The sequence below is a fragment of the Paenibacillus tyrphae genome (assembly GCF_024158745.1).
In the GTDB taxonomy this organism is placed as follows: Bacteria; Bacillota; Bacilli; order Paenibacillales; family NBRC-103111; genus Paenibacillus_G; species Paenibacillus_G tyrfis_A.
The window spans coordinates 19,199-44,457 of sequence record NZ_JAMZAW010000039.1 but is presented as its reverse complement, the minus strand read 5'-3'; the positions used below and the strand labels follow the sequence as shown (position 1 = coordinate 44,457).

Annotated in this window: 31 protein-coding genes and 1 other annotated feature; all 31 genes read left to right on the top strand. The window is 50.9% G+C overall.

Going from position 1 to position 25,259, the window contains the following annotated elements:
- Positions 1-4 precede the first annotated feature (4 nt).
- The 31 genes from NI000_RS34755 (at position 5) to rplN (ending at position 25,209) form a co-directional block, all read left to right on the top strand.
- Complete coding sequence (locus tag NI000_RS34755; protein WP_054975986.1) at positions 5-472, top strand: Mini-ribonuclease 3; 468 nt, start codon at positions 5-7, stop codon at positions 470-472.
- A gap of 1 nt (position 473) precedes the next feature.
- Positions 474-1,214, top strand: coding sequence for a 23S rRNA (guanosine(2251)-2'-O)-methyltransferase RlmB (gene rlmB / locus NI000_RS34750; RefSeq protein ID WP_010498905.1), 741 nt, complete (start codon positions 474-476; stop codon positions 1,212-1,214).
- 24 nt (positions 1,215-1,238) lie between these two features.
- On the top strand, positions 1,239-1,754 hold the full coding sequence (locus NI000_RS34745) for an NYN domain-containing protein (protein ID WP_253415862.1): 516 nt from the start codon (positions 1,239-1,241) through the stop codon (positions 1,752-1,754).
- A gap of 128 nt (positions 1,755-1,882) precedes the next feature.
- A complete protein-coding gene (sigH, locus tag NI000_RS34740) occupies positions 1,883-2,527 on the top strand; it encodes an RNA polymerase sporulation sigma factor SigH (protein WP_025851016.1) in 645 nt (214 codons plus the stop codon).
- 311 nt (positions 2,528-2,838) lie between these two features.
- Positions 2,839-2,988: a 50S ribosomal protein L33 gene (gene rpmG / locus NI000_RS34735; protein WP_025851018.1), complete on the top strand. Its 150-nt coding sequence runs from the start codon at positions 2,839-2,841 to the stop codon at positions 2,986-2,988.
- Between the two features lie 17 nt (positions 2,989-3,005).
- Positions 3,006-3,218 (top strand): preprotein translocase subunit SecE, encoded by a 213-nt coding sequence (gene secE, locus NI000_RS34730; RefSeq protein ID WP_010498901.1) that lies wholly within the window; start codon positions 3,006-3,008, stop codon positions 3,216-3,218.
- A 28-nt stretch (positions 3,219-3,246) separates the two neighbouring features.
- Complete coding sequence (gene nusG / locus NI000_RS34725) at positions 3,247-3,780, top strand: transcription termination/antitermination protein NusG (RefSeq protein WP_010498900.1); 534 nt, start codon at positions 3,247-3,249, stop codon at positions 3,778-3,780.
- Between the two features lie 41 nt (positions 3,781-3,821).
- Entirely contained in the window at positions 3,822-4,247 is a 426-nt protein-coding gene (gene rplK, locus NI000_RS34720) for a 50S ribosomal protein L11 (RefSeq protein ID WP_010498899.1), read from the top strand.
- 58 nt (positions 4,248-4,305) lie between these two features.
- Positions 4,306-4,998, top strand: a complete 693-nt coding sequence (gene rplA / locus NI000_RS34715) for a 50S ribosomal protein L1 (RefSeq protein ID WP_010498897.1) — start codon at positions 4,306-4,308, stop codon at positions 4,996-4,998.
- Between the two features lie 54 nt (positions 4,999-5,052).
- Positions 5,053-5,200, top strand: a sequence feature (ribosomal protein L10 leader region).
- A 151-nt stretch (positions 5,201-5,351) separates the two neighbouring features.
- The gene (gene rplJ / locus NI000_RS34710; RefSeq protein WP_251605470.1) at positions 5,352-5,861 is read left to right on the top strand and encodes a 50S ribosomal protein L10; all 510 of its coding nucleotides are present in this window, start codon (positions 5,352-5,354) and stop codon (positions 5,859-5,861) included.
- A 58-nt stretch (positions 5,862-5,919) separates the two neighbouring features.
- Positions 5,920-6,282 carry a 50S ribosomal protein L7/L12 gene (rplL, locus tag NI000_RS34705; protein ID WP_063187728.1) on the top strand — a complete coding sequence of 121 codons (363 nt, stop codon included), beginning with the start codon at positions 5,920-5,922 and terminating at the stop codon, positions 6,280-6,282.
- Positions 6,283-6,363: 81 nt separating this feature from the next.
- Positions 6,364-6,960 carry a class I SAM-dependent methyltransferase gene (locus tag NI000_RS34700; protein WP_253415861.1) on the top strand — a complete coding sequence of 199 codons (597 nt, stop codon included), beginning with the start codon at positions 6,364-6,366 and terminating at the stop codon, positions 6,958-6,960.
- Positions 6,961-7,416: 456 nt separating this feature from the next.
- A complete protein-coding gene (gene rpoB / locus NI000_RS34695; RefSeq protein WP_253415860.1) occupies positions 7,417-10,971 on the top strand; it encodes a DNA-directed RNA polymerase subunit beta in 3,555 nt (1,184 codons plus the stop codon).
- An 89-nt stretch (positions 10,972-11,060) separates the two neighbouring features.
- Entirely contained in the window at positions 11,061-14,681 is a 3,621-nt protein-coding gene (gene rpoC, locus NI000_RS34690) for a DNA-directed RNA polymerase subunit beta' (protein ID WP_253415859.1), read from the top strand.
- A 149-nt stretch (positions 14,682-14,830) separates the two neighbouring features.
- Positions 14,831-15,082 carry a ribosomal L7Ae/L30e/S12e/Gadd45 family protein gene (locus NI000_RS34685; protein WP_010498885.1) on the top strand — a complete coding sequence of 84 codons (252 nt, stop codon included), beginning with the start codon at positions 14,831-14,833 and terminating at the stop codon, positions 15,080-15,082.
- A 123-nt stretch (positions 15,083-15,205) separates the two neighbouring features.
- Positions 15,206-15,625, top strand: coding sequence for a 30S ribosomal protein S12 (gene rpsL, locus NI000_RS34680; protein WP_010498884.1), 420 nt, complete (start codon positions 15,206-15,208; stop codon positions 15,623-15,625).
- A gap of 42 nt (positions 15,626-15,667) precedes the next feature.
- Positions 15,668-16,138: a 30S ribosomal protein S7 gene (gene rpsG / locus NI000_RS34675; protein ID WP_010498883.1), complete on the top strand. Its 471-nt coding sequence runs from the start codon at positions 15,668-15,670 to the stop codon at positions 16,136-16,138.
- Between the two features lie 35 nt (positions 16,139-16,173).
- A complete protein-coding gene (gene fusA / locus NI000_RS34670) occupies positions 16,174-18,249 on the top strand; it encodes an elongation factor G (RefSeq protein WP_253415858.1) in 2,076 nt (691 codons plus the stop codon).
- Positions 18,250-18,281: 32 nt separating this feature from the next.
- Positions 18,282-19,472: an elongation factor Tu gene (gene tuf, locus NI000_RS34665; RefSeq protein WP_253415857.1), complete on the top strand. Its 1,191-nt coding sequence runs from the start codon at positions 18,282-18,284 to the stop codon at positions 19,470-19,472.
- A gap of 246 nt (positions 19,473-19,718) precedes the next feature.
- Positions 19,719-20,027, top strand: coding sequence for a 30S ribosomal protein S10 (rpsJ, locus tag NI000_RS34660; protein ID WP_006212922.1), 309 nt, complete (start codon positions 19,719-19,721; stop codon positions 20,025-20,027).
- A gap of 54 nt (positions 20,028-20,081) precedes the next feature.
- Positions 20,082-20,708 (top strand): 50S ribosomal protein L3, encoded by a 627-nt coding sequence (gene rplC / locus NI000_RS34655; protein WP_127487853.1) that lies wholly within the window; start codon positions 20,082-20,084, stop codon positions 20,706-20,708.
- A 24-nt stretch (positions 20,709-20,732) separates the two neighbouring features.
- Positions 20,733-21,356 carry a 50S ribosomal protein L4 gene (rplD, locus tag NI000_RS34650; protein WP_036691415.1) on the top strand — a complete coding sequence of 208 codons (624 nt, stop codon included), beginning with the start codon at positions 20,733-20,735 and terminating at the stop codon, positions 21,354-21,356.
- Positions 21,356-21,652: a 50S ribosomal protein L23 gene (gene rplW, locus NI000_RS34645; protein ID WP_010498877.1), complete on the top strand. Its 297-nt coding sequence runs from the start codon at positions 21,356-21,358 to the stop codon at positions 21,650-21,652. The genes rplD and rplW overlap by 1 nt, the downstream gene beginning before the upstream one ends.
- A 26-nt stretch (positions 21,653-21,678) precedes the next feature.
- Complete coding sequence (gene rplB / locus NI000_RS34640; RefSeq protein WP_054975997.1) at positions 21,679-22,509, top strand: 50S ribosomal protein L2; 831 nt, start codon at positions 21,679-21,681, stop codon at positions 22,507-22,509.
- Between the two features lie 33 nt (positions 22,510-22,542).
- On the top strand, positions 22,543-22,824 hold the full coding sequence (rpsS, locus tag NI000_RS34635; protein ID WP_054975998.1) for a 30S ribosomal protein S19: 282 nt from the start codon (positions 22,543-22,545) through the stop codon (positions 22,822-22,824).
- A gap of 45 nt (positions 22,825-22,869) precedes the next feature.
- Complete coding sequence (gene rplV / locus NI000_RS34630) at positions 22,870-23,205, top strand: 50S ribosomal protein L22 (RefSeq protein ID WP_010498872.1); 336 nt, start codon at positions 22,870-22,872, stop codon at positions 23,203-23,205.
- A gap of 13 nt (positions 23,206-23,218) precedes the next feature.
- Positions 23,219-23,884 (top strand): 30S ribosomal protein S3, encoded by a 666-nt coding sequence (gene rpsC / locus NI000_RS34625; RefSeq protein WP_253415856.1) that lies wholly within the window; start codon positions 23,219-23,221, stop codon positions 23,882-23,884.
- 2 nt (positions 23,885-23,886) lie between these two features.
- The gene (gene rplP / locus NI000_RS34620; protein ID WP_010498870.1) at positions 23,887-24,321 is read left to right on the top strand and encodes a 50S ribosomal protein L16; all 435 of its coding nucleotides are present in this window, start codon (positions 23,887-23,889) and stop codon (positions 24,319-24,321) included.
- Positions 24,311-24,511: a 50S ribosomal protein L29 gene (gene rpmC, locus NI000_RS34615; protein ID WP_010498869.1), complete on the top strand. Its 201-nt coding sequence runs from the start codon at positions 24,311-24,313 to the stop codon at positions 24,509-24,511. Before rplP ends, rpmC begins: the two co-directional genes overlap by 11 nt.
- A gap of 24 nt (positions 24,512-24,535) precedes the next feature.
- Positions 24,536-24,799, top strand: coding sequence for a 30S ribosomal protein S17 (gene rpsQ, locus NI000_RS34610; RefSeq protein ID WP_013921152.1), 264 nt, complete (start codon positions 24,536-24,538; stop codon positions 24,797-24,799).
- A 41-nt stretch (positions 24,800-24,840) separates the two neighbouring features.
- Positions 24,841-25,209, top strand: coding sequence for a 50S ribosomal protein L14 (gene rplN / locus NI000_RS34605; protein WP_253415855.1), 369 nt, complete (start codon positions 24,841-24,843; stop codon positions 25,207-25,209).
- The last annotated feature ends 50 nt before the right edge of the window (positions 25,210-25,259 follow it).

The following is a 25,259-nucleotide window of genomic DNA, read 5'->3' as shown; positions in this document are numbered from 1 at the left end:
GGCGATGGAACGGGATGAACAGGCGCTGCCTTATTTGCAAGCGAATTTGTTTTCTTTTCCGCCTTCGCGCGAGCCGAGGCTGTTGAATCCCCTCGTGCTGGCCTATATGGGCGATGCCGTCTACGAAGTGTTTATTCGGCAATATGTCGTCTCGCAGACGAATCATAAGCCGAACCATCTTCACCGGCTGTCTACCCGGTACGTCTCGGCCAAGGCACAGGCGAAGGCGCTGCAGCGCTGGCTGCCGCTTCTGACCGAAGAGGAGACGGATATCGTCAAGCGGGGAAGAAACGCCAAATCGGGCACAACGGCCAAAAATGCCGATGTGCTCGAATACCGCCACAGCACGGCGTTCGAGTGTCTGATCGGTTACTTGTATTATACGCAGCGGTGGGAGAGGCTTCAGCAGCTGCTGATGCTCTCCTTGGAGCGGGACGAAACATCAACGACAACAGGAAAGGGGGACGCCTGACGTGGAAGAATTTATCGGAGGCAAGCATTCCGTACTCGAAGCGCTGCGTTCCGGGCGGACCATCAACAAAATTTGGATCGCCGAGCAGGCTCAAAAACAACTTACCCAGCCGATCCTCGCGGAAGCGAAGCAGAACGGCGTCATCGTGCAATTTGCGGACAAGCGCAAGCTGGACCAAATGGCCGGCGGTGTGCAGCATCAAGGCGTCGTTGCCCAGGTAGCGGCGTATGCCTATGCCGAAGTGGAGGATCTGCTGGCTTTGGCCGCGGAACGCAACGAAATGCCGTTCCTGCTCATTCTCGACGAAATCGAGGACCCGCATAACTTGGGGTCCATCCTGCGGACGGCGGACTGTACCGGCGTCCACGGGGTCATCATTCCGAAGCGGCGTTCCGTGGGGCTGACCGCAACGGTATCCAAAACCTCCGCAGGTGCGGTCGAATACGTGCCCGTAGCCCGCGTCACCAACCTCGCCCAGACGATCGAACAGCTTAAGGAGCAAGGCGTTTGGATTGCCGGAGCCGATGTGGGCGCGCAGCAGCCGGTCTATCAAACAAACTTGAATCTGCCTCTGGCTATCGTGATCGGCAATGAGAACAAAGGCATCGGGCGGCTCATTCGCGAAAAATGCGACTTTTTGTTGAAGCTGCCGATGTTCGGTCAAATCAACTCGCTTAACGCCTCAGTCGCGGCGTCGGTGTTCATGTATGAAGTCGTCCGGCAGCGAATGGCTGCGGAATAGCGTCATGCTGCGGGGCGATGCGGCATGATTCAGGAGATCCTCATCGTAGACGGTTACAACATCATCGGATCATGGCCGGAATTGCAAAGGCTGAAGGAGATCCGGCTGGAGGAAGCACGCGACCGGCTGATCGAAACGATGGCCGAGTACCAGTCGTTCTCCGGGATGAAGGTTATCGTGGTGTTTGACGCTTACTACGTTCCGGGGCTTGGCGGCAAATACTTGCAAAACAAGCTCCCGGTGTATTACACCAAGGAAAAAGAAACGGCGGACGAGCTGATCGAAAGGCTCGTCACCGCCCATATCGGACGGCGCAAACAGGTATATGTTGCAACCTCCGATATGACGGAGCAGCATGTAATTTTTGGCAAAGGAGCTTTCCGGATTCCGGCAAGTGAGCTTTTGGTCAAGGTGAGGCAGGTCCGCCAGGAAATCCGCCGGACGATCGACACCGAAGCAGCGCCGAAGCGCAATTCGTTTGACAGCAGACTTAGCGGAGATATACGCGATCAGCTGGAGAAATGGCGCAGGGGGAATTAGGGGCTTTGAAGGCGATGCCTGTAAATCAAGCAACAATCTAGCTTTTGTAGCGGGAATCCGGTTGACGGCGCTAGATTACATAATGTATACTAGTCCTATCTTTCAAGCGTTGGGCCGGAGGGATTGTAGTGAGTGTCGACCTCAAAGAGTTGAGAATGTACGAATACGACCTCAAGGCAGACGAAGATGTGGTCGAAGCAGTCCGTGAAGGGGATAGCGACGCCCTGGAGTACTTGATCAACAAGTACAAGAACTTCGTTCGCGCCAAAGCGCGCTCTTATTTTCTAATCGGCGCTGATAGAGAGGATATCGTACAAGAGGGAATGATCGGCCTGTATAAATCGATCCGCGACTTCCGCGGCGATAAGCTAGCCTCCTTCAAAGCGTTTGCCGAGCTTTGCATTACCCGCCAAATCATTACGGCCATCAAAACCGCCACTCGCCAGAAGCATATCCCCCTAAATTCCTACGTTTCGTTGGACAAGCCCATCTATGATGAAGATTCTGACAGGACGCTGCTCGATGTCATTTGTGGCTCCCGCGTATCCGATCCCGAGGAATTGATCATTAATCAAGAGGAGTTCAGCGGGCTGGAAGATAAAATGGGCGAGATATTAAGCGACCTGGAACGTAGGGTGTTGATGCTGTATTTAGACGGGCGGTCCTATCAGGAAATCGCCGTCGATTTGGACAGGCACGTCAAGTCGATTGACAATGCATTGCAGCGCGTGAAGCGCAAGCTGGAGAGGTATTTGGAAGTGCGTGACGCATAAACGTAGATAAGCGCCTTTATTGCTGCGAAGCAAGGTGCTTTTTTTGTTTTTTAGGTTTAGAGATTATTATAGAACGAATGTTCGTGCATGGCAAGATGTCCTTTTGTAAAAAAATCATCAAGTTTTCGTTTAGGAACGAGCCGCCTGGTCAATAATGGATGAGACGGGACAGGCGCTATGTTAATCCTTTTTCCTTGACAGAAGATAGGCCGTATGCTAAAGTATATCGGGTAGCCTTAGACGAAAAGGCGTTTTTTTGCTGGTCGTGTAAGGTTGTAAATTTCGAGGCTGGTCCGTAGGAGGTGTACATCATGCGGGTGATCATCACGTTAGCGTGCACAAACTGCAAGCAAAGAAACTATACATCCACCAAAAATAAGCGCAACCATCCTGACCGCATGGAGCTCAAGAAATATTGCAAGTTTTGCAATGAACAAACTGCTCATCGCGAGACTCGCTAGTTTTTGGAGGTGTAGTTGTGTCCTTTTTGGCTAAAATGAAGCAGGGATTCGGCAACACATTTTCCTTTTTCGGCGATAGCTGGTCTGAGCTGAAAAAAGTGAAATGGCCCACCCGTAAAGAATTGATTAGCTATACGCTGGTCGTGTTGTTTACGGTTGCCTTCGTGACGGTGTACTTCTACGTTCTGGACTTAGGAATTTCTGAGCTGCTTCGCCTCGTGTTTAAATAAATTTAGGCTATAGGGTGGCGCTATGGAAATGGAAAAAAGATGGTACGTCGTTCATACCTACTCCGGGTATGAAAACAAGGTAAAGGCCAATTTGGAGAAACGCGTCGAATCCATGGATATGAAGGACAAGATCTTTCGTGTGCTCGTTCCCATGGAGGAGGAGCTTGTGAATAAGGATGGCAAGAAAAAAACGGTTATGCGCAAAGTGTATCCGGGGTACGTTCTCGTGGAGATGATCCAAACGGACGACTCTTGGTATGTGGTGCGCAACACGCCCGGCGTTACCGGGTTCGTGGGTTCAACCGGTTCCGGGTCGAAGCCGACGGCTTTGCTTCCGGAGGAAGTCGATTCTATTCTCAAGCATATGGGTATCGAAGAGCCGAAGCCGAAAATCGACTTCGAACTCAAAGAGACCGTGCGCGTGAAAGTCGGACCGTTCGCCAACTTTGTCGGTTCCGTAGAAGAAATTCTGCTCGACAAAAGCAAGCTGAAGGTCCATGTCAACATGTTCGGCAGAGAAACACCGCTTGAGCTCGACTACCACCAGGTGGAAAAGCTGTAGCGTGAAACACTGCCATACTACGGGCGAGGAGGTGTCACACAATGGCAAAAAAGGTTATTAAAGTTGTGAAACTGCAGGTTCCTGCAGGGAAAGCGAATCCGGCTCCGCCGATCGGTCCGGCTCTCGGTCAAGCAGGCGTTAACATCATGGCATTTTGCAAAGAGTTCAACGCTCGTACTGCCGATCAAGCAGGTCTTATCATTCCGGTTGAGATCTCCGTTTTCGAAGACCGTTCTTTCACGTTCATCACAAAAACTCCGCCGGCTGCCGTATTGCTGCGCGTAGCTGCTGGGATCGAAAAAGGATCCGGCGAACCGAACAAGAAGAAGGTTGCAACTGTAAAACGCGCGAAAGTGCGTGAAATCGCCGAGCAAAAAATGCCTGACCTGAACGCTGCATCCGTTGAGGCTGCTATGCGCATGGTTGAAGGTACGGCTCGCAGCATGGGCGTAGTCATCGAAGACTAATCGCTTGCTGCACTCAGTGGGAGGATATTCCGCTAATACCACATAGGAGGACATAAAAGTGGCTAAACACGGTAAGAAATACCTTGAAGTTGCTAAGCAAATCGATGCTGAGACGTTCTACGAACCGCTCGAAGCCATCGAACTCGTTAAGAAAACAGCACGCGCCAAATTCGACGAAACCGTTGAAGTGGCTGTGCGTCTGGGCGTAGACCCGAGAAAACAAGACCAAGCCGTTCGCGGTGTGGTTGTATTGCCTCACGGCACAGGTAAAACGAAACGCGTTCTTGTATTCGCCAAAGGCGACAAAGCCAAAGAAGCGGAAGCGGCAGGCGCCGATTTCGTAGGCGATCAAGACATGATCAACAAAATTCAGCAAGGCTGGTTCGACTTCGATGTCTGCGTAGCTACGCCGGACATGATGAGCGAAGTGGGTAAACTCGGTCGTATCTTGGGTGGTAAAGGTTTGATGCCGAACCCGAAAGCGGGCACTGTTACGTTCGACGTAGCAAAAGCCGTTCAGGAGATTAAGGCAGGTAAAATCGAATACCGTCTGGACAAGGCTGGACAAATCCATGCGCCGATCGGTAAAGTATCCTTCGACGCCGAGAAGCTTGCTGAGAACTTCAAAGCTTTGATCGATGCGCTCAACAGAGCAAAACCGGCTGCAGCCAAAGGGGTATACCTGAAAAACATCGCGGTATCCTCGACGATGGGGCCAAGCGCTCGTGTCAATGCAACAGCCCTGAGATAAGGTAAAGCTTGGTAGTTGACTTTTGAAGTCATCCATGCTAACCTGTTTTAGGTTGACAAACGAATATGCTTACCGTAGACAGCAGGTGCTCATTCGAGCTTAATTTCCTGCCGAGGTGTTGTGATATAAATTCGATATTCTGTACGGAATATGTGAATCGTCATGCCTTCGCCGTGTCTGCGAAGGCATTTTCGCTTTTAGCGGGAATGTCGGCGGAGAGTGACGGCGAGGAAAGGGAACGACCTCGAGAACGTGTTTACGAAGTAAGTTTTCGGACGCATAAGAAGCAGTTTTCTCACGAGAGCTGATGCTTACGAAATAGTTTTCTTACGAAAACTTGTAGGAGGTGCAAAATGGCAAACGTAAAAATTATCGAGCAAAAAGCTCAGCAAGTTACGGTAGTATCTGAAAAGCTGAAAGAGAACTCTTGCTCCATCGTAGCTGACTACCGCGGTTTGAACGTGAAGCAAGTAACCGAGCTTCGCAAACAACTGCGTGAAGCGGGCGTAGAATTCCAAGTGTTGAAAAACACGCTGATTCGTCGCGCGACAGCTACTGCGGAATTGTCTGATCTGGATGAGTACTTGACCGGTCCTACCGCGATTGCATTCAGCAAAGACGACATTATAACTCCGGCTAAAATCTTGACCGAGTTCGCCAAGAAAAACGACCAGCTCAGCGTAAAAGCGGGTGTCGTTGAAGGTAAAGTGGTTGATTTCAACCAAATCAAAGCGCTGGCGGAACTGCCTTCCAGAGAAGGTCTTCTGTCCATGTTGCTCAGCGTGCTTCAAGCTCCGGTTCGCAACTTCGCCCTTGCGGTTAAAGCTGTGTCCGAGAAGCAAGAAGGCGGCGCGCAAGCGTAATTGTGCCGTTTGAAATGATTACAAAACATTCTTAATTGAAGATAATGGAGGTTTAACCATGAGCAAAGAGCAAATCTTGGAAGCCATTAAAGGCATGACTGTTTTGGAACTGAACGATCTGGTTAAAGCAATCGAAGAAGAGTTCGGCGTAACCGCAGCAGCTCCGGTAGCTGTTGTAGCAGGCGGCGCTGCGGCAGAAGCTGCAGAGCAAACAGAATTCGACGTAATTCTGACCAACGCTGGCGCATCCAAAATCAACGTTATCAAAGTTGTTCGCGAAATCACGGGTCTCGGCCTGAAAGAAGCAAAAGATCTCGTAGACAACGCACCGAAGCCGCTTAAAGAGAAAGTATCCAAAGAAGATGCTGAATCCGTTAAAGCAAAATTGGAAGAGGCAGGCGCTTCCGTAGAAGTGAAGTAATTCGAGCTACAGCACCCCTTGCAGAGGCGATCCTCTTCAAGGGGTTTTCCTTTTTAATTCGAACCAGGAGGCGGTGGATACGTGTCTGAGCATTACTATACCCCGAGACCCAGCGTAGAGCACGACTTGCATACGATCGAGGAAACGCTGCGCGGTCGCAGCTTTGTTTTTTGGACGGATGCCGGGGTCTTCTCCAAAAAGGGGGTCGATTACGGATCGAAGCTGCTTGTGCAGACTATGGAGCTGGCGAAGCAAGCCAGAGTGCTGGATGTAGGCTGCGGGTACGGCCCGATTGGATTGGCGGCCGCAGTGGTAGCGGAGCAGGGAAGCGTTACGATGGTAGACATTAACGAGCGTGCCATTGAACTTGCGCAACGAAACGCTGAGCGCAACCGGATCGCAAACGTCCGGATTTTGCAAAGCGATTTGCTGGCAGAGGTGATGGACCAGACTTTTGATACGGTGCTAACCAATCCGCCCATTCGCGCCGGCAAAGAGACGGTACACCGCGTGTTTGAGCAAGCTCATCATGTATTGGCTCCCGGCGGGGCGCTATGGGTAGTCATCCAGAAAAAGCAGGGGGCTCCTTCCGCTTACGCCAAGCTAGAGTCCCTATACTCCCAAGTGGAAGAAGTCGAGCGCGACAAGGGCTATTGGATTATCAAGGCCGTGAAGTAAGTCCTTCGTTAGGCGGAGGAATATATCGGTTGGCGGCGAGTTTTTTGTCCCATTCCTTTCAATGTGATATGTAGTTTAGAAGGAATGGAACAAAAGTGTCTGAGTTTAAGCTGACCGATATATTCCGTAGCAGGAAATATGTTGACTTGACTTCTGCTTTGTGATATTTTTATAAAATGTCAGCATTAAGATAGGGTGAAATCTCTTTAGTCGACTAAAATGTCAAGATTTTTTTATACAGGTATGAATAAAATTTTTCCATTTGACGTATAATGTTAAAATTTTAGGTAAACTATACAAGGTATAAGGAAATTTATGGCAAGTCGATTGGGCGGACACCCATATTACTATTTGTATTTAGTCATTTAGAAGCTTCCTGAAGAAGTGACACTTCGCGCAGTTATTTACTCGAGAAGGCTTCCCAAAGAGGCTTTTATTTTGTTCTATTGAGTAGACATGAGGGGTGAATCTAAGTTGGCGGGACATCTTGTTCAATTAGGTAGACGTAAACGCAGGTCATACGCTCGGATTCATGAGGTTTTGGAGGTTCCGAACCTGATTGAAATCCAACAAAAATCATATCAATGGTTTTTGGATGAGGGATTGCGTGAAATGTTTCAAGATATTTCCCCGATCCAAGACTTTACGGGGAATTTGGTGTTGGAATTTATCGACTACAGCTTGGGAGAGCCTAAGTATTCGGTCGACGAATCCAAGGAACGCGACGTCACCTTTGCTGCACCGCTTCGTGTGAAAGTACGCTTGATCAATAAAGAAACCGGCGAGGTTAAAGAGCAGGAAGTGTTTATGGGCGACTTCCCTTTGATGACCGAGACGGGTACCTTTATTATCAACGGCGCTGAACGGGTTATCGTCAGCCAGCTGGTTCGTTCCCCTAGCGTTTATTTTAGCACGAAAGTCGATAAGAACGGTAAGAAAACATATACCGCAACCGTGATTCCGAACCGTGGAGCCTGGCTGGAGCTGGAGACGGACGCCAAGGACATTATCTACGTGCGGATTGACCGTACGCGGAAAATTCCGGTCACGGTGCTGCTCCGCGCTCTTGGTTTCGGTACCGATGCGGAAATCATAGAATTGCTCGGCGACAACGAGTATATCCGCAACACGCTGGACAAGGATAACACCGATTCGACGGACAAGGCCTTGATCGAGATCTACGAGCGTCTGCGTCCGGGCGAGCCGCCTACGCTGGATAATGCGAGAAGCTTGCTTGTCGCGCGCTTTTTCGATCCGAAGCGGTATGATTTGGCCAACGTCGGCCGGTACAAAATCAACAAGAAGCTGCACATCAAAAACCGTCTGTTCAATCAGCGGCTGGCAGAGACGCTTGTCGATACGAATACCGGAGAAATCGTTGCCGAGGCCGGCCAATTACTCGACCGCCGTCTGCTCGACACGATCATTCCTTATCTGGAAGAAAGCGTCGGCTTCACGGAATACAATGTAGTTAATGGTGTAACCGAGTCGGATAAAATTCCGCTGCAGTGCGTCAGCGTATATTCTCCGCTTGAGGATGGGAAGGTCGTCAAGGTTATTGCCAACGGCAAGATCGATAAAACGGTCAAAAACATTACCCCGGCCGATATTATCTCATCCATCAACTATTTCATTAACCTGCTGCACGGTATCGGCAGCACGGACGACATTGACCACTTGGGGAACCGTCGTCTGCGCTCCGTCGGCGAGCTTCTGCAGAACCAGTTCCGGATCGGGTTGTCCCGGATGGAACGCGTTGTGCGCGAGCGGATGTCGATTCAAGATGTGAACACCATCACTCCGCAGCAACTTATCAATATTCGTCCGGTTATTGCGTCCATCAAAGAGTTTTTCGGAAGCTCCCAGCTTTCGCAGTTCATGGACCAAACGAACCCGCTTGCCGAGCTTACGCACAAACGTCGTTTGTCCGCATTGGGACCCGGTGGTTTGACGCGGGAGCGCGCAGGCTTTGAAGTCCGGGACGTTCACCACTCTCACTATGGACGGATGTGTCCGATCGAGACGCCGGAGGGACCGAACATCGGGTTGATCAACTCCCTTTCGACCTTTGCGCGTGTGAATGAATTTGGCTTTATCGAAGCGCCTTATCGTCGCGTCGACCCGCACACGGACGTTGTGACGGATGAAATCTCCTACCTGACGGCCGATGAAGAGGATAATTACGTGGTCGCTCAGGCGAACGCTGAACTGACCGAGGAAGGCAAGTTTGCGAACGACTCCGTTATCGTGCGTTACAAAGACGACATTTTGACGCTTCCGAAAGAGCGAGTCGACTACATGGATGTCTCTCCGAAACAGGTTGTGTCCGTGGCGACTGCTTTGATTCCGTTCCTTGAAAATGACGACTCCAACCGCGCCCTGATGGGTTCGAACATGCAGCGTCAGGCGGTGCCGCTTCTTATTCCGAAGTCGCCGCTTGTCGGTACGGGGATGGAGCACAAATCGGCCAAAGATTCCGGCGTATGTATCGTTTCCAAAGTGAACGGCGTCGTCGAACGGGTTTCGGCTAACGAGATCTGGGTGCGCCGTCAAGAGATGGTGGACGGCCGCTTGGTCAATGGAGACATTATCAAGCATAAGCTGCACAAGTTTTTGCGTTCCAACCAGGGAACTTGCATCAACCAGCGTCCGATTTGCCACAAGGGCGAACAGGTGCGCGTCGGCGACATTTTGGCCGACGGTCCTTCGACCGAACAGGGCGAGCTGGCGCTCGGCCGCAACGTCGTCGTTGCTTTCATGACTTGGGAAGGCTACAACTACGAGGATGCGATTCTGCTTAGCGAAAAATTAGTGAAGGAAGACGTTTATACTTCCATTCACATTGAAGAATACGAATCCGAAGCGCGCGACACCAAGCTCGGACCGGAAGAAATCACCCGCGATATCCCGAACGTAGGCGAGGATGCGCTGAAAAACTTGGACGAACGCGGCATTATCCGCGTCGGCGCCGAGATTGCCGCCGGTGACATCCTGGTCGGTAAAGTAACGCCTAAAGGGGTAACCGAGCTTACGGCGGAAGAGCGTCTTCTACACGCAATCTTCGGTGAAAAAGCCCGCGAAGTCCGCGACACTTCGCTTCGCGTGCCTCACGGTACGGACGGAATCGTGGTTGACGTGAAGGTGTTCACCCGCGAGAATGGCGACGAGCTTCCTCCAGGCGTCAACCAATTGGTACGCGCCTATATCGCCCAAAAACGGAAAATTTCCGAAGGCGACAAAATGGCGGGACGCCACGGAAACAAAGGGGTTATCGCGCGCATTCTGCCGGAAGAGGACATGCCGTTCCTGCCGGACGGGACGCCGGTTGAAGTCGTATTGAACCCGTTGGGGGTTCCTTCCCGGATGAACATCGGACAGGTGCTGGAAGTTCACTTGGGGATGGCCGCGAAATATCTCGGTATTCACACGGCTACGCCGGTATTCGACGGCGCCCGCGAGTATGACGTTTTCGATACGATGGAAGAAGCCGGAATGCAGCGCAACGGTAAAACGATGCTGTATGACGGCCGGACCGGAGAAGCATTTGAACGCGAAGTTACCGTTGGCGTCATGTACATGATCAAGCTGGCGCACATGGTCGACGATAAAATCCACGCCCGTTCCACTGGGCCATACTCTCTCGTTACGCAGCAGCCGCTCGGCGGTAAAGCGCAGTTCGGCGGCCAGCGCTTCGGGGAGATGGAGGTTTGGGCGCTTGAGGCGTACGGCGCAGCTTATACGCTGCAGGAAATCTTGACGGTCAAGTCCGACGATGTCGTCGGCCGCGTGAAGACGTACGAATCGATCGTCAAGGGCGAGAACGTTCCGGAGCCGGGCGTTCCGGAATCCTTCAAAGTATTGATCAAAGAGCTTCAAAGCTTGGGTATGGATGTCAAAATCTTGTCCGAGAACGAAGAAGAGATCGAAATGAAGGAAATGGACGACGAGGATGAGGTGACCAGCGACAAGCTGAACCTGAATCTCGAAGGCGCGGAGCTTGGTGTAGAGTAAGGCTGTGATGGAATGCTTTACGGACGTAAGTCATGGGCATATGCCCGCACACAGATTTTGCTGCACAAAACATGGAGGAGGGTTGCTCCTTGATCGACGTCAATAATTTTGAGTACATGAAAATCGGATTGGCTTCCCCCGACAAGATACGTTCATGGTCCAGAGGCGAAGTAAAGAAGCCAGAAACGATCAACTACCGAACGTTGAAACCGGAAAAGGAAGGCTTGTTCTGCGAGAAAATCTTCGGGCCGACCAAAGATTGGGAATGTCATTGCGGTAAATATAAACGCGTCCGTTACAAAGGCGTCGTCTGTGACCGATGCGGCGTAGAGGTTACTCGTCAAAAAGTGCGCCGCGAACGTATGGGCCATATCGAACTGGCAGCGCCGGTTTCGCATATTTGGTACTTCAAAGGCATTCCGAGCCGCATGGGGCTTGCGCTTGACATGTCCCCCCGTTCGCTGGAGGAGATCATCTACTTCGCATCCTATGTTGTAACGGATCCGGGAGATACGCCGCTGGAGAAAAAACAGCTGCTCTCCGAGAAAGAATACCGCAGCTATCGCGAAAAGTACGGCTATGCGTTCCAAGCCGGCATGGGCGCCGAAGCGGTGAAGAAGCTTCTTCAGGACATCGACATCGAGAAAGAAGTCGATACGCTGAAGGAAGAGCTGAAAACCGCCCAGGGTCAACGCCGCAACCGCGCAATCAAGCGGTTGGAGGTCATGGAAGCTTTCCGTAACTCGAAAAATATGCCGGAGTGGATGGTGCTGGACGTGCTGCCGGTCATTCCTCCGGAGCTTCGTCCGATGGTGCAACTGGACGGCGGGCGTTTCGCGACCTCCGACTTGAACGACCTGTACCGCCGGGTAATTAACCGGAACAACCGTCTGAAAAGACTGCTCGACTTGGGCGCTCCCGACATTATCGTGCAGAACGAGAAACGGATGCTGCAGGAAGCCGTTGACGCCTTGATCGACAATGGCCGCCGCGGCCGTCCGGTAACGGGCCCGGGCAACCGTCCGCTCAAATCGCTCAGCCATATGCTTAAAGGGAAACAAGGCCGTTTCCGTCAAAACCTGCTCGGTAAACGGGTTGACTATTCCGGTCGTTCCGTTATCGTCGTAGGACCGAGCCTTAAGATGTACCAATGCGGGCTCCCGAAAGAAATGGCGCTTGAGCTGTTTAAGCCTTTCGTCATGAAGGAGCTTGTCAACAAAGGTCTTGCTCACAACATCAAGAGCGCGAAGCGCAAAGTGGAACGCGTCAGCCCGGAAGTATGGGACGTGCTCGAAGAAGTCATCAAAGAGCATCCGGTCCTGCTTAACCGCGCCCCCACGCTTCACCGTCTCGGGATTCAGGCGTTCGAGCCGATCCTGGTCGAAGGGCGCGCGATCAAGCTGCATCCGCTCGTATGTACGGCTTATAACGCCGACTTCGACGGTGACCAGATGGCCGTCCACGTGCCGCTGTCCGCAGAAGCGCAAGCGGAAGCTCGCGTCTTGATGCTGGCTTCGGGGAACATTTTGAACCCGAAAGACGGCAAGCCTGTCGTTACGCCTTCGCAGGATATGGTTCTCGGAAGCTTCTACTTGACGACCGAGAACAAGCAAGCGAAAGGCTCGATGACGATTCTTCGTACCGTTGCCGAAGCCGTGTCCCTGTATCATCGTGGAGACGCTTCGCTTCATGCCCGCGTAGCCATTCCGACCAAAGCGCTCGGGAAAACGAGCTTTACGCCGGAACAGCAAGAAGCGATGCTTATTACAACGATCGGAAAAATCATCTTTAATGAAATTTATCCCGTTGACTTCCCGTACATCAACGAAGCGACCAAAGCGAACTTGTTGAACGGTGCGTCAGATAACTATTTCGTATTCGAAAAAGGCGGAGACATCCGCAAAGCGATGGAAGAGCTGCCGGAGACGAAGGCCGTAGGTAAAGACTACCTGGGTACAATCATCGCCGAATGCTTCCGCCGTTACCATACGACGCAAACGTCGGTTACGCTGGATAACATTAAGCAGCTTGGCTTTACTTACTCCACGCGAGCAGGGATCACGATCGCGGTGGCGGACGTTACCGTTCCGCAGGAGAAGGATCAAATTCTTCAAGAGTCCGACGAGAAAGTCAAGGTCGTGACGAACCAATACCGCCGCGGTCTGATTACGGACGACGAGCGGTATGAACGCGTCATTGCGATCTGGAGTAAGGCGAAGGATGAAATTACCGACATTTTGATGAAGTCGCTTGATAAATACAACTCCATCAACATGATGGTCGAATCCAAGGCGCGCGGTAACAAATCGCAGATCACCCAGCTTGGCGGGATGCGCGGTCTGATGGCGACGCCGACAGGCCGGATCTACGAATTGCCGATCAAATCGAACTTCCGCGAAGGCCTGACGGTCTTGGAGTACTTCATCTCCACGCACGGCGCGCGGAAAGGTTTGGCCGATACGGCGCTTCGTACCGCCGACTCCGGTTACTTGACCCGTCGTCTTGTCGACGTAGCGCAGGACGTCATCGTACGCGACGAGGATTGCGGTACGGACAAAGGCTTCCTGGTCAGCCGCATTCAGGACGGTAAAGAGGTTATTGAGGATCTGTACGACCGGATCGAAGGCCGTTATTCCTTCGAAACGATCCGCGATCCGAAGACCGGTGAAGTCATTGTTTCCCGCAACGATCTAATCGAAGCAGGAAAAGCTGACCGGATTATTGATGCCGGCATTGAAAAAGTACAGATTCGTTCCGTACTTAGCTGCCGCTCCAGACACGGCGTATGTAAAAAATGTTACGGACGTAACTTGGCGACAGGCCAACACGTCGAGATCGGTGAAGCTGTAGGTATTATCGCGGCGCAATCCATCGGGGAACCGGGAACGCAGCTGACGATGCGTACGTTCCATACCGGGGGCGTTGCGGGCGACGATATTACCCAAGGTTTGCCGCGGATTCAGGAGCTTTTCGAAGCGCGGAATCCGAAAGGGCAAGCGACGATTTCGGAGATCGACGGCGTGGTAAAAGAAATTCGCGAAGCGAAAGACCGCCGGGAGATCGAGGTTCAAGGCGAAGCGGAATCCAAAGTGTACTCCATCTCTTACGGTTCCCGTATCCGGGTCTCCGTCAACCAGACCGTAGAGGCTGGCGACGAGCTGACCGAGGGTTCGATCGACCCGAAAGAAATGCTGCGCATCAAAGGGATCCGCGGCGTGCAGAACTATATTTTGCAAGAGGTTCAGCGCGTATACCGGAACCAAGGGGTAGAAATCAACGACAAGCACGTAGAGGTTATGATCCGCCAGATGCTGCGTAAAATCCGTATCGTCGATGCGGGCAATACAACGCTGCTTCCTGGCTCGTTCGTGGATATCCACGAATACGAGGAAGCGAACAAAGTGGCTCTCTTCGCGGGCGAAGAGCCTGCAGTTGCGAAGCCGGTGCTCCTCGGGATCACCAAAGCGTCGTTGGAGACCGATTCGTTCCTGTCTGCGGCATCGTTCCAGGAAACCACCCGGGTTCTTACCGATGCGGCGATCAAAGGCAAGGTCGACCAACTGCTCGGCCTGAAAGAGAATGTCATCATCGGGAAGCTGATTCCAGCCGGTACGGGGATGTCGAGATACCGCAACATCCGTATCACCGACCCGAACGCCGTTCCGTTGGATGAAGAAATGACCGAGGCGGAAGCTGTAACGGTAGAATAAAGCATCTCATAGACTTGCCTTTAAAATTTGGATTGAAAAATCTTGTTTAAAGGCAAGTCTTTATTCTTGACAGGGTATAACTGAAATGCTAATATATCAAAGTGTGCCATTTTAGAGGCTCGTCACCTGTCCCTTGGAGGGGTTGTCACATGTCTTATGATAGAGTGAAGCAGGCAGCGAAACTGACTATCGGCACGAAGCAAGCGATGAAGACAGTGGAGCAAGGCCAGGCCACGGAAGTGTTCATTGCGAAAGATGCAGATCCGCGAATTACGATAAAAATAGTTAACCTTTGCAAGAAATGCGGGGTTAAAGTGACATACGTGGACTCCATGAAAATGTTAGGTAAAGCGTGTGGAATCGATGTAGGCGCAGCTGTGGCTGCGGTGGTGAATGAATAGACGTTTTTGTCTGAGAAACAGTAATGGATCGAAGGCAAAAACTTTTCCTTTGTTCATTTACGACTCGCCTGGATCTGTGGGCTTGAAAAATGCAACATCATTACAATGAAGGAGGTGGCCAATATGCCAACAATTAACCAGCTCGTTCGTAAAGGACGTCAAGCTAAAGTTGTAAAATCCAAATCCCCTGCTCTTCAAAGAGGCTTCAACGCCCTGAAAAGAGAAGCAACGGATCTGAGCTCCCCTCAAAAACGCGGTGTGTGCACTCGTGTAGGTACGATGACGCCGAAGAAACCGAACTCCGCACTTCGTAAATATGCGCGTGTTCGTTTGACCAACCGTGTCGAGGTTACGGCTTACATCCCGGGTATCGGACACAACCTGCAAGAGCACAGCGTGGTGCTGATCCGCGGAGGCCGGGTAAAAGACCTTCCGGGGGTACGTTACCATATCGTTCGCGGTGCGCTTGATACTGCAGGCGTGAACAACCGTAAACAAGCTCGTTCCAAGTACGGCGCGAAACGCCCGAAAGTGAAGAAATAATGAGTAGTAATCCAATCAATTTATTGAGAAAGGGGGATAACTATGCCTCGTAAAGGTCCAGTTACTCGCAGAGACGTATTGCCAGATCCGGTGTATAACAGCAAGCTTGTTACCCGTTTGATCAACCGCATCATGATTGATGGTAAAAGAGGAGTAGCTCAACAGCTGCTTTACAATGCTTTCAATCTGATCCAAGAGCGTACAGGCAAAGAGCCGATGGAAGTTTTCGAACAAGCCATCAAAAACATCATGCCTGTTCTCGAAGTTAAAGCCCGCCGTGTGGGGGGAGCTAACTACCAAGTGCCGATTGAGGTTAGACCTGAACGCCGCACGACGCTCGGACTTCGCTGGCTCGTCAACTACTCCCGCCTGCGCGGAGAGAAGACGATGGAAGAAAGATTGGCGCAAGAGATCATCGATGCAAGCAACAACACAGGCGCTTCCGTTAAAAAACGTGAAGACACGCACAAAATGGCTGAAGCCAACAGAGCGTTCGCGCACTATCGTTGGTAAAATTTTATTCCTATCAATAGGAAGGAGACAACCTGATGGCAAGAGAGTTCTCCTTAAAAGATACGCGTAACATCGGGATCATGGCGCATATCGATGCCGGTAAGACGACCACGACCGAGCGTATTCTGTTCTACACAGGCCGCGTGCACAAAATCGGTGAAGTTCACGAAGGTGGCGCAACGATGGACTGGATGGAGCAGGAACAGGAGCGCGGAATCACGATTACGTCCGCCGCTACGACCGCTCAATGGAAAGGTCACCGCATCAATATTATCGACACCCCGGGTCACGTTGACTTCACTGTTGAAGTTGAACGTTCCCTGCGCGTATTGGACGGAGCAGTAGGCGTATTCAGTGCCAAGGAAGGCGTTGAGCCGCAGTCGGAAACCGTTTGGCGTCAAGCGGACCGTTACGGCGTTCCTCGGATTGCTTACGTCAATAAGATGGATATCATCGGTGCAGACTTCTTGGGTGCCGTACAGCAAATGCGCGAGAAATTGGGTGCGAATGCTGTTGCCATCCAACTGCCGATCGGTGCCGAAAGTGATTTCAGAGGCATTATCGATCTGGTTGAACAAGTCGCCTATATCTACAAAGACGACCTTGGCAAAGACGTTGAGCAAAGCGAAATCCCGGCTGAATTCAAGGACAAAGTGGAAGAGCTTCGCCTTGAGCTCGTAGAGAAAGTAGCCGAACTGGACGAAGAACTCATGATGAAATACCTCGAAGGCGAAGAGCTTACCGTTGATGAAATCAAGGCTGCCCTTCGTAAAGGGGTATGCGAAGTGAAAATCTTCCCGGTTATCTGTGGATCTTCGTACAGAAATAAAGGCGTACAGCCTATGTTGGATGCCGTTGTTGCTTACCTTCCATCCCCGCTCGACGTACCGGATATCAAAGGTACGCTGGAAGACGGGACGGAGGTTGTGCGCAAATCCGCTGACGAAGAGCCTTTCGCGGCGCTGGCGTTCAAAATCATGACAGACCCGTTTGTTGGTAAGTTGACATTCTTCCGCGTATACTCCGGTATCCTCAACTCCGGTTCCTACGTGGTCAATGCAACGAAAGGCAAGCGTGAACGTATCGGTCGTATTCTCCAAATGCATGCGAACAGCCGTCAAGAAATTAGCATCGTATATGCTGGTGATATTGCTGCTGCCGTAGGCTTGAAAGATACAACAACCGGCGACACGCTTTGCGACGAGAAGAACCCGGTTATCCTGGAGTCGATGAACTTCCCTGAGCCGGTTATCCAACTCGCGGTTGAGCCGAAAACAAAAGCCGACCAAGACAAAATGGGTATTGCTTTGGCGAAACTGTCCGAAGAAGACCCGACCTTCCGCGCTCATACGGACGAAGAAACAGGCCAAACGATTATCGCAGGTATGGGTGAGCTTCACCTCGAGATTCTCGTTGACCGTATGCTTCGCGAGTTCAAGGTAGAAACCAACGTGGGTAAACCGCAGGTTGCCTACCGCGAAACGTTCCGTCAAGCGGCTAAAGTCGAAGGTAAGTTCGTTCGCCAATCCGGTGGCCGTGGTCAATACGGACATTGTTGGGTGGAGTTCGAGCCTCTTGAAGCGGGAACTGGCTTCCAATTCGAGAGCAAAATTGTCGGTGGTTCGATTCCGAGAGAGTACATCGCTCCGATCCAAGCAGGTATCGAAGAGTCGATGAAAAACGGCGTGTATGCAGGCTTCCCGCTTGTAGACATCAAAGCTACCGTTGTCGACGGATCTTACCATGATGTCGACTCCTCCGAGATGGCGTTTAAAATCGCAGGTTCCATGGCCCTCAAAGCCGCTGCGGAAAAATGCCGCCCGGTTCTGCTCGAGCCGATCATGAAAGTGGAAGTTACCGTACCGGAAGAGTACATGGGCGACGTTATGGGCGACCTGAACTCCCGCCGCGGACGGATCGAGGGTATGGATACTCGTCACGGGGCTCAAGTCATTCGTGCGAAAGTGCCTCTCTCCGAAATGTTCGGTTACTCCACGACGCTGCGTTCGCGTACGCAAGGTCGCGGCGTATACTCGATGGAAATTTCCCATTATGAAGAAGTGCCTAAGTCCATTGCTGACGAAATCGTCGCAAAGAACAAAGGCGCCTAATATAATTAGTTATTTAAGGAGGCAATCTACTCATGGCAAAAGCGAAATTTGAGCGTAATAAACCGCACGTTAACATTGGTACCATCGGTCACGTTGACCATGGTAAAACAACTTTGACTGCTGCAATCACGACTGTATTGTCCAAAAAATACGGCGGTGCTGCTGTAGCATTCGACCAAATCGACAAAGCTCCGGAAGAGCGCGAGCGCGGTATCACGATCTCCACTGCGCACGTTGAATATGAAACTCCTAACCGTCACTACGCACACGTTGACTGCCCAGGCCACGCCGACTACGTTAAAAACATGATCACTGGCGCAGCTCAAATGGACGGCGCGATCCTGGTTGTATCCGCAGCTGACGGCCCAATGCCGCAAACTCGCGAGCACATCCTGCTCTCCCGCCAAGTAGGCGTACCTTACATTGTCGTATTCCTGAACAAATGCGACATGGTTGAAGACGAAGAGCTTCTTGAACTGGTTGAAATGGAAGTTCGCGACCTGCTCAACGAGTACGAGTTCCCGGGCGACGACACTCCGATCGTTCGCGGCGCAGCTCGTGAAGCACTGCAAAACCCAGACGGTCCTTGGGCTGACAAAATCGTTGAGCTGTTCGAGCACATCGATACCTACATCCCGACGCCTGAGCGCGACACTGACAAGCCTTTCTTGATGCCGGTAGAGGACGTGTTCACGATCACTGGTCGTGGTACCGTTGCTACAGGTCGTGTAGAGCGCGGTGTAGTTAAAGTCGGCGACGAGATCGAAATCATCGGTCTGGCTGAAGAAACTCGCAAATCCGTTGTTACGGGCGTAGAAATGTTCCGTAAGCTTCTGGATTCCGCTCAAGCGGGCGACAACATCGGCGCACTGCTTCGCGGTGTAGACCGTAAAGACATCGAGCGTGGACAAGTTTTGGCTAAACCGGGTTCGGTTAAACCGCACACGAACTTCTCCGCTCAAATCTACGTTTTGACTAAAGAAGAGGGTGGACGTCATAAGCCGTTCTTCACTGGCTACCGTCCGCAATTCTACTTCCGTACAACAGACGTTACGGGTATCATCAACCTGCCGGAAGGCACAGAGATGGTTATGCCTGGCGACAACATCACGGTAACGGTTGAGCTGATCGCTCCAATCGCTATCGAAGAAGGTACTCGCTTCGCTATCCGCGAAGGCGGCCGTACCGTTGGTGCCGGTGCCGTTGCTTCTATCTCGAAGTAATCCTAGTCTCCGGACTTTGCCCTTCATCTCATAGAGATGGAGGGCTTTTAATTTTTTTTAGGCAAATGTCGAATTTTTTCTTGCTTTTTGGTTTTGTATTTAATATAATAGTGAACGTTGGTCTGTGACGTTGCGATGATGTGAGAGGTTGCTGACACACCCGGCCCCTTTGCCATAGGGACGGCGTCAGGAGATTTTCACGGAGTATGTCCGATACTAAATTGGGCGATAGAAGGAGGGAATACTATGGCAAAGCAAAAGATTCGTATTCGTTTGAAGGCTTATGATCACAGAGTGCTGGATCAATCCGCAGAGAAGATCGTGGAAACAGCCAAACGTTCCGGTGCAGGAGTGTCTGGTCCGATTCCGCTTCCGACTGAGAAGCAAATCATCACGATTCTGCGTGCGGTTCACAAGTACAAGGACTCGCGTGAGCAATTCGAAATGCGCACACATAAGCGTTTGATCGATATCGTTAATCCGACGCCGCAAACCGTTGATGCGCTGATGCGTCTGGATCTGCCGTCCGGTGTGGATATCGAAATCAAACTGTAATATACGTTTGTGGATAAATAAGCGACAAGCAAGAGAGGAAAAGAGGTGTCAACGATGACAAAAGGTATCTTAGGTAAAAAACTTGGGATGACTCAAGTATTTACGCCGGAAGGATTGGTTGTACCGGTAACTGTAATTCAAGCGGGTCCTTGCACAGTGTTGCAGAAGAAGGATTCGGAGAACGACGGTTACGAAGCCATCCAAATCGGTTTTGCCGATAAGAAAGAAAAGAACGCGAATAAACCTGAGTTGGGCCATGCGAAAAAAGCAGGCGCAACGCCTAAGCGCTACGTTAAGGAGCTTCGCGGCGTTCAGATTTCCGAGTATGAAGTTGGCCAAGAAATCAAAGCCGACGTATTCTCCGAAGGTGAATTCGTTGATGTAACAGGAACGTCCAAGGGTAAAGGATTCCAAGGCGTTATTAAAAGACATAACCAATCCACTGGTCCGATGGCTCACGGTTCCCGCTACCACCGCGGTCCGGGTTCGATGGGTTCCATCCAGGCTAACCGTGTTCCTAAAGGCAAGAAATTGCCGGGTCACATGGGTACGGAAACCGTTACGATTCAAAAGCTCGAAGTTGTGAAAGTAGACGTTGAACGCAACGTTCTTCTGATCAAAGGCTCCATTCCGGGTCCTAAAAACAGCTTCGTTACGATAAAGTCTTCGGTGAAGAAGTAAGAAAGACGGAAAGGAGGATAACAAATGCCAAAAGTAGCAGTGTTTAACGTTAGTGGTGCCCAAGTAGGCGAAGTGGAACTCGCGGATAGCGTGTTCGGAATCGAGCCGCACGTTCATGTATTGAATGAAGCGGTATTGATGCAGCGTGCGTCCCTTCGTGCAGGTACGCATAAAACGAAAGGTCGTTCCGAAGTTCGCGGCGGTGGCCGTAAACCGTGGAAACAAAAAGGCACAGGCCGTGCTCGTCAAGGTAGTATCCGCTCTCCGCAGTGGAAAGGCGGCGGTACCGTTTTTGGTCCGACTCCTCGCAGCTATGCCTACAAACTGCCTAAAAAAGTTCGTCGTCTGGCGATCAAATCCGCGTTGTCTTCCAAGGTGAAGGCGAGCGAAATTATCGTGCTTGACCAATTGCAATTGGCTCAACCGAAAACGAAAGAATTTGCAGCGATTTTGAATAACCTCAAAGTGGATCGTAAAGCTTTGGTTGTGACGGCTGCTTACGACGAAAACGTAGCATTGTCCGCACGTAACATTCCTGGCGTGAAGTTTGTTGCTGCTGAAGGAATCAACGTGCTTGATGTTATGGTTTACGACAAGCTGATCATTACGAAGGATGCGGTGCAAAAGGTAGAGGAGGTGTTTGCGTAATGAAGAACCCTCGCGATATTATTAAGCGCCCGGTCATTACCGAACGTTCCAGCGAAATGATGGCGGAAAAGAAATATGTGTTCGAAGTGGACATCCGTTCCAATAAAACGGAAGTCAAACAAGCGATCGAGCAAATCTTCAAAGTAAAAGTAACGAACGTGAATACGCTCAGAATGCCGGCGAAGCCGAAGCGTTATGGCCGTTATTCCGGATATACGTCCGAATGGAAAAAAGCGATCGTCACTTTAAGCGCAGACAGCAAAGAACTGGAGTTCTTTGAAAACTCGCAAGTTTAATTTTTTGAAGTAAGGAGGGAATCCACGTGCCAATTAAAAAATATAAACCAACCTCTCCTGCAAGACGTGCGATGTCGGTTTCTACTTTTGAAGAAATCACAACATCCACACCGGAGAAATCGCTTTTGGCTCCTCTGAGCAAAAAAGCGGGTCGGAACAACCAAGGTAAAATTACGGTTCGTCACCAAGGCGGCGGACACAAACGTAAATACCGCATCATCGATTTCAAACGGAACAAAGATGGAATACCTGGTCGCGTTGCTACAATCGAATACGATCCGAACCGTTCCGCTAACATCGCACTGATCCACTACGTGGATGGCGAGAAACGCTACATCATCGCTCCGAAAGGCTTGAAAGTGGGCGATCAAATCGTATCCGGTCCGGATGCCGACATCAAAATCGGTAACGCGCTTCCTTTGGAAAACATTCCGGTAGGTACGGTTATCCACAACATCGAGCTGAAGCCTGGCAAAGGCGGACAATTGGTTCGCGCAGCTGGTACGGAAGCTCAATTGCTCGGTAAAGAAGAGCAATATGTAACGGTTCGCTTGTCTTCCGGCGAAATGAGAAAAATCCTCAAAGTTTGCCGCGCGACAATCGGTTCCGTGGGTAACGAAGATTACGAACTCGTGAAGATCGGTAAAGCCGGCCGTTCCCGTTGGTTGGGTCAAAGACCGGAAGTTCGCGGTTCCGTTATGAACCCGAACGATCACCCGCACGGTGGTGGTGAAGGTCGCTCCCCGATCGGACGCAAATCCCCGATGTCTCCTTGGGGCAAACCGACGCTCGGATACAAAACACGGAAGAAAAACAAGGCTTCCAATCAATATATTGTACGTCGCCGCACGAAGTAATTACGGTTCGGTTAAAGAAGGGAGGAACGAAGCATGGGTCGCAGTTTGAAAAAAGGGCCTTTCGTAGATGGCTACCTTTTGAAGAAAGTCGAAGGTATGAACGTTGAGGGCGCAAAGAAACAAGTGATCAAAACTTGGTCTCGCCGCTCCACGATTTTCCCGCAATTCATCGGTCACACGTTCGGTGTGTATGACGGCAGAAAGCATGTTCCGGTATACGTAACGGAAGATATGGTCGGACATAAACTCGGTGAGTTTGCACCAACCCGTACTTACAAAGGACACGACGACGATAAGAAGACGGGTAAACGCTAGGCTCGGAACCTACAGATCAGTTTGTGAATGAGAGGAGGTACATCCATGCAACAAGCTAAAGCTATTGTAAGATACGTTCGAATTGCTCCGCGCAAAGCGCAACTCGTTGTTGACTTGATTCGCGGCAAGCAAGTGGGTGAAGCGATCGCAATCCTGCGTCACACGCCGAAAGCAGCTTCCCCGATCGTTGAGAAATTGCTCAACTCGGCTATTGCCAACGCGGAGCATAACTACTCCATGGATCCTAACAGTCTGGTGGTTTCGCAAGTATTTGTGGACCAAGGCCCGACTTTGAAAAGATTCCGTCCTCGTGCGATGGGTCGTGCGAGCCGCATCAATAAACGTACCAGCCACATTACATTAGTGGTATCTGAGAAATAAGGAGGGACAACGTGTGGGTCAAAAAGTAAACCCGGTAGGACTTCGCATCGGTATTATCCGTGATTGGGAATCCAAATGGTACGCCGGTAAAGATTTCGGCGACTTGCTGATGGAAGACGTAAAAATCCGTGAATATTTGAAACAAAAGTTGAAAGATTCCGCCGTTTCCCGCATTGAAATCGAACGTGCCGCTAATCGCGTGAACGTGACGATTCATACGGCGAAGCCAGGCATGGTTATTGGTAAAGGCGGTTCCGAGGTTGAAGTTATCCGCGGTTACCTGACTAAGCTGACGAACGGCAAAAAAGTACACATCAACATCTCTGAAGTGAAACATCCAGAGCTGGACGCAATCTTGGTTGCAGAAAGCATTGCACAACAATTGGAGCGTCGCGTATCGTTCCGTCGTGCATTGAAACAAGCGATTCAAAGAACGATGAGAGCCGGTGCAAAAGGGATTAAGACATCGGTTAGCGGTCGTCTGGGCGGAGCGGAAATCGCCAGAACGGAAGGTTACAGCGAGGGTACGGTTCCTCTTCATACATTGCGTGCGGACATCGACTATGGTACAGCTGAAGCTCATACCACTTACGGTCGAATCGGCGTAAAAGTATGGATCTATCGTGGCGAAGTTCTTCCAACGGCTAAGAAAAAGGCTGCTGCGGAAGGAGGCAACTAATCATGTTAGTTCCTAAACGTGTGAAACACCGCAAAGAGCACCGCGGCAACATGCGCGGTCGCGCTAAAGGCGGTACGGAAGTTCATTTCGGTGAATACGGCTTGCAAGCGATGGAGCCGGCTTGGGTAACCAACCGTCAAATCGAAGCTGCCCGTATTGCGATGACTCGTTACATCAAGCGGGGCGGTAAAGTTTGGATCAAAATTTTCCCTTCCAAACCGATCACCCAAAAGCCGCTTGAAGTTCGGATGGGTAGCGGTAAAGGTAACGTAGAAAAATGGGTTGCTGTCGTTAAGCCAGGTAAAGTTATGTTCGAACTGGCCGGCGTAAGCGAAGAAATCGCCCGTGAAGCTATGCGTCTCGCCTCTCACAAGCTGCCGATCAAAACGAAGTTTGTGAAAAGAGAAGAAGTAGGTGGTGAAGTAAATGAAAGCTAGTGAATTTCGCAACTTAACCACTGCTGAGATCGAACAAAAGATTTCCGGATTTAAAGAGCAGCTCTTTAACCTCCGTTTTCAACTGGCTACAGGTCAACTGGATAATCCCGTACAAATTCAAAAAGTCCGCAAAGAGATTGCCCGGGCAAAGACTGTTTTGCGTGAAAGAGAATTGGGAATCACTAGTTAATGAATGAGAGAGGAGGATCTCAGAATGGCTGAACGCAACGAGCGTAAAACGCAGCTGGGTAAAGTCGTAAGCGACAAAATGGACAAAACCATCGTTGTGGCTGTAGAAACTTACAAAAAACACGACTTGTACCACAAACGCATTAAATATACGAAGAAATTCAAAGCTCATGACGAAAACAACGAAGCGAAAATCGGCGATGTTGTTAAAATCATGGAAACTCGTCCGCTTTCCAAAGACAAGCGTTGGAGACTGGTCGAAGTCGTAGAAAAAGCGGTTATCGTTTAATATAAGCATCGGGCATCAATTCCGGAAGGAGGGAATACACAATGATTCAACCTTTTACTCGTTTGAACGTAGCTGACAACTCTGGTGCGAAGCAACTGATGTGTATCCGCGTGTTGGGTGGTACGGGTCGTCGTACGGCTAACATCGGTGATCTGATCGTCTGCTCCGTGAAAGAAGCAACACCAGGTGGCGTTGTCAAAAAGGGCGACGTTGTTAAAGCAGTAGTCGTGCGTACGAGACGCGGTGCTCGCCGTAAGGACGGATCCTACATCAGCTTTGACGAGAACGCAGCCGTAGTTGTAAAAGAAGATAAGAGCCCGCGCGGCACACGTATCTTCGGACCGGTTGCTCGCGAACTTCGCGACAGAGACTTCATGAAGATCGTTTCTCTGGCTCCGGAAGTTATCTAATAAACCAGTTGCTTACGAAGTCGGCTTTCATAGGAAAGTTTGTAGGAGGT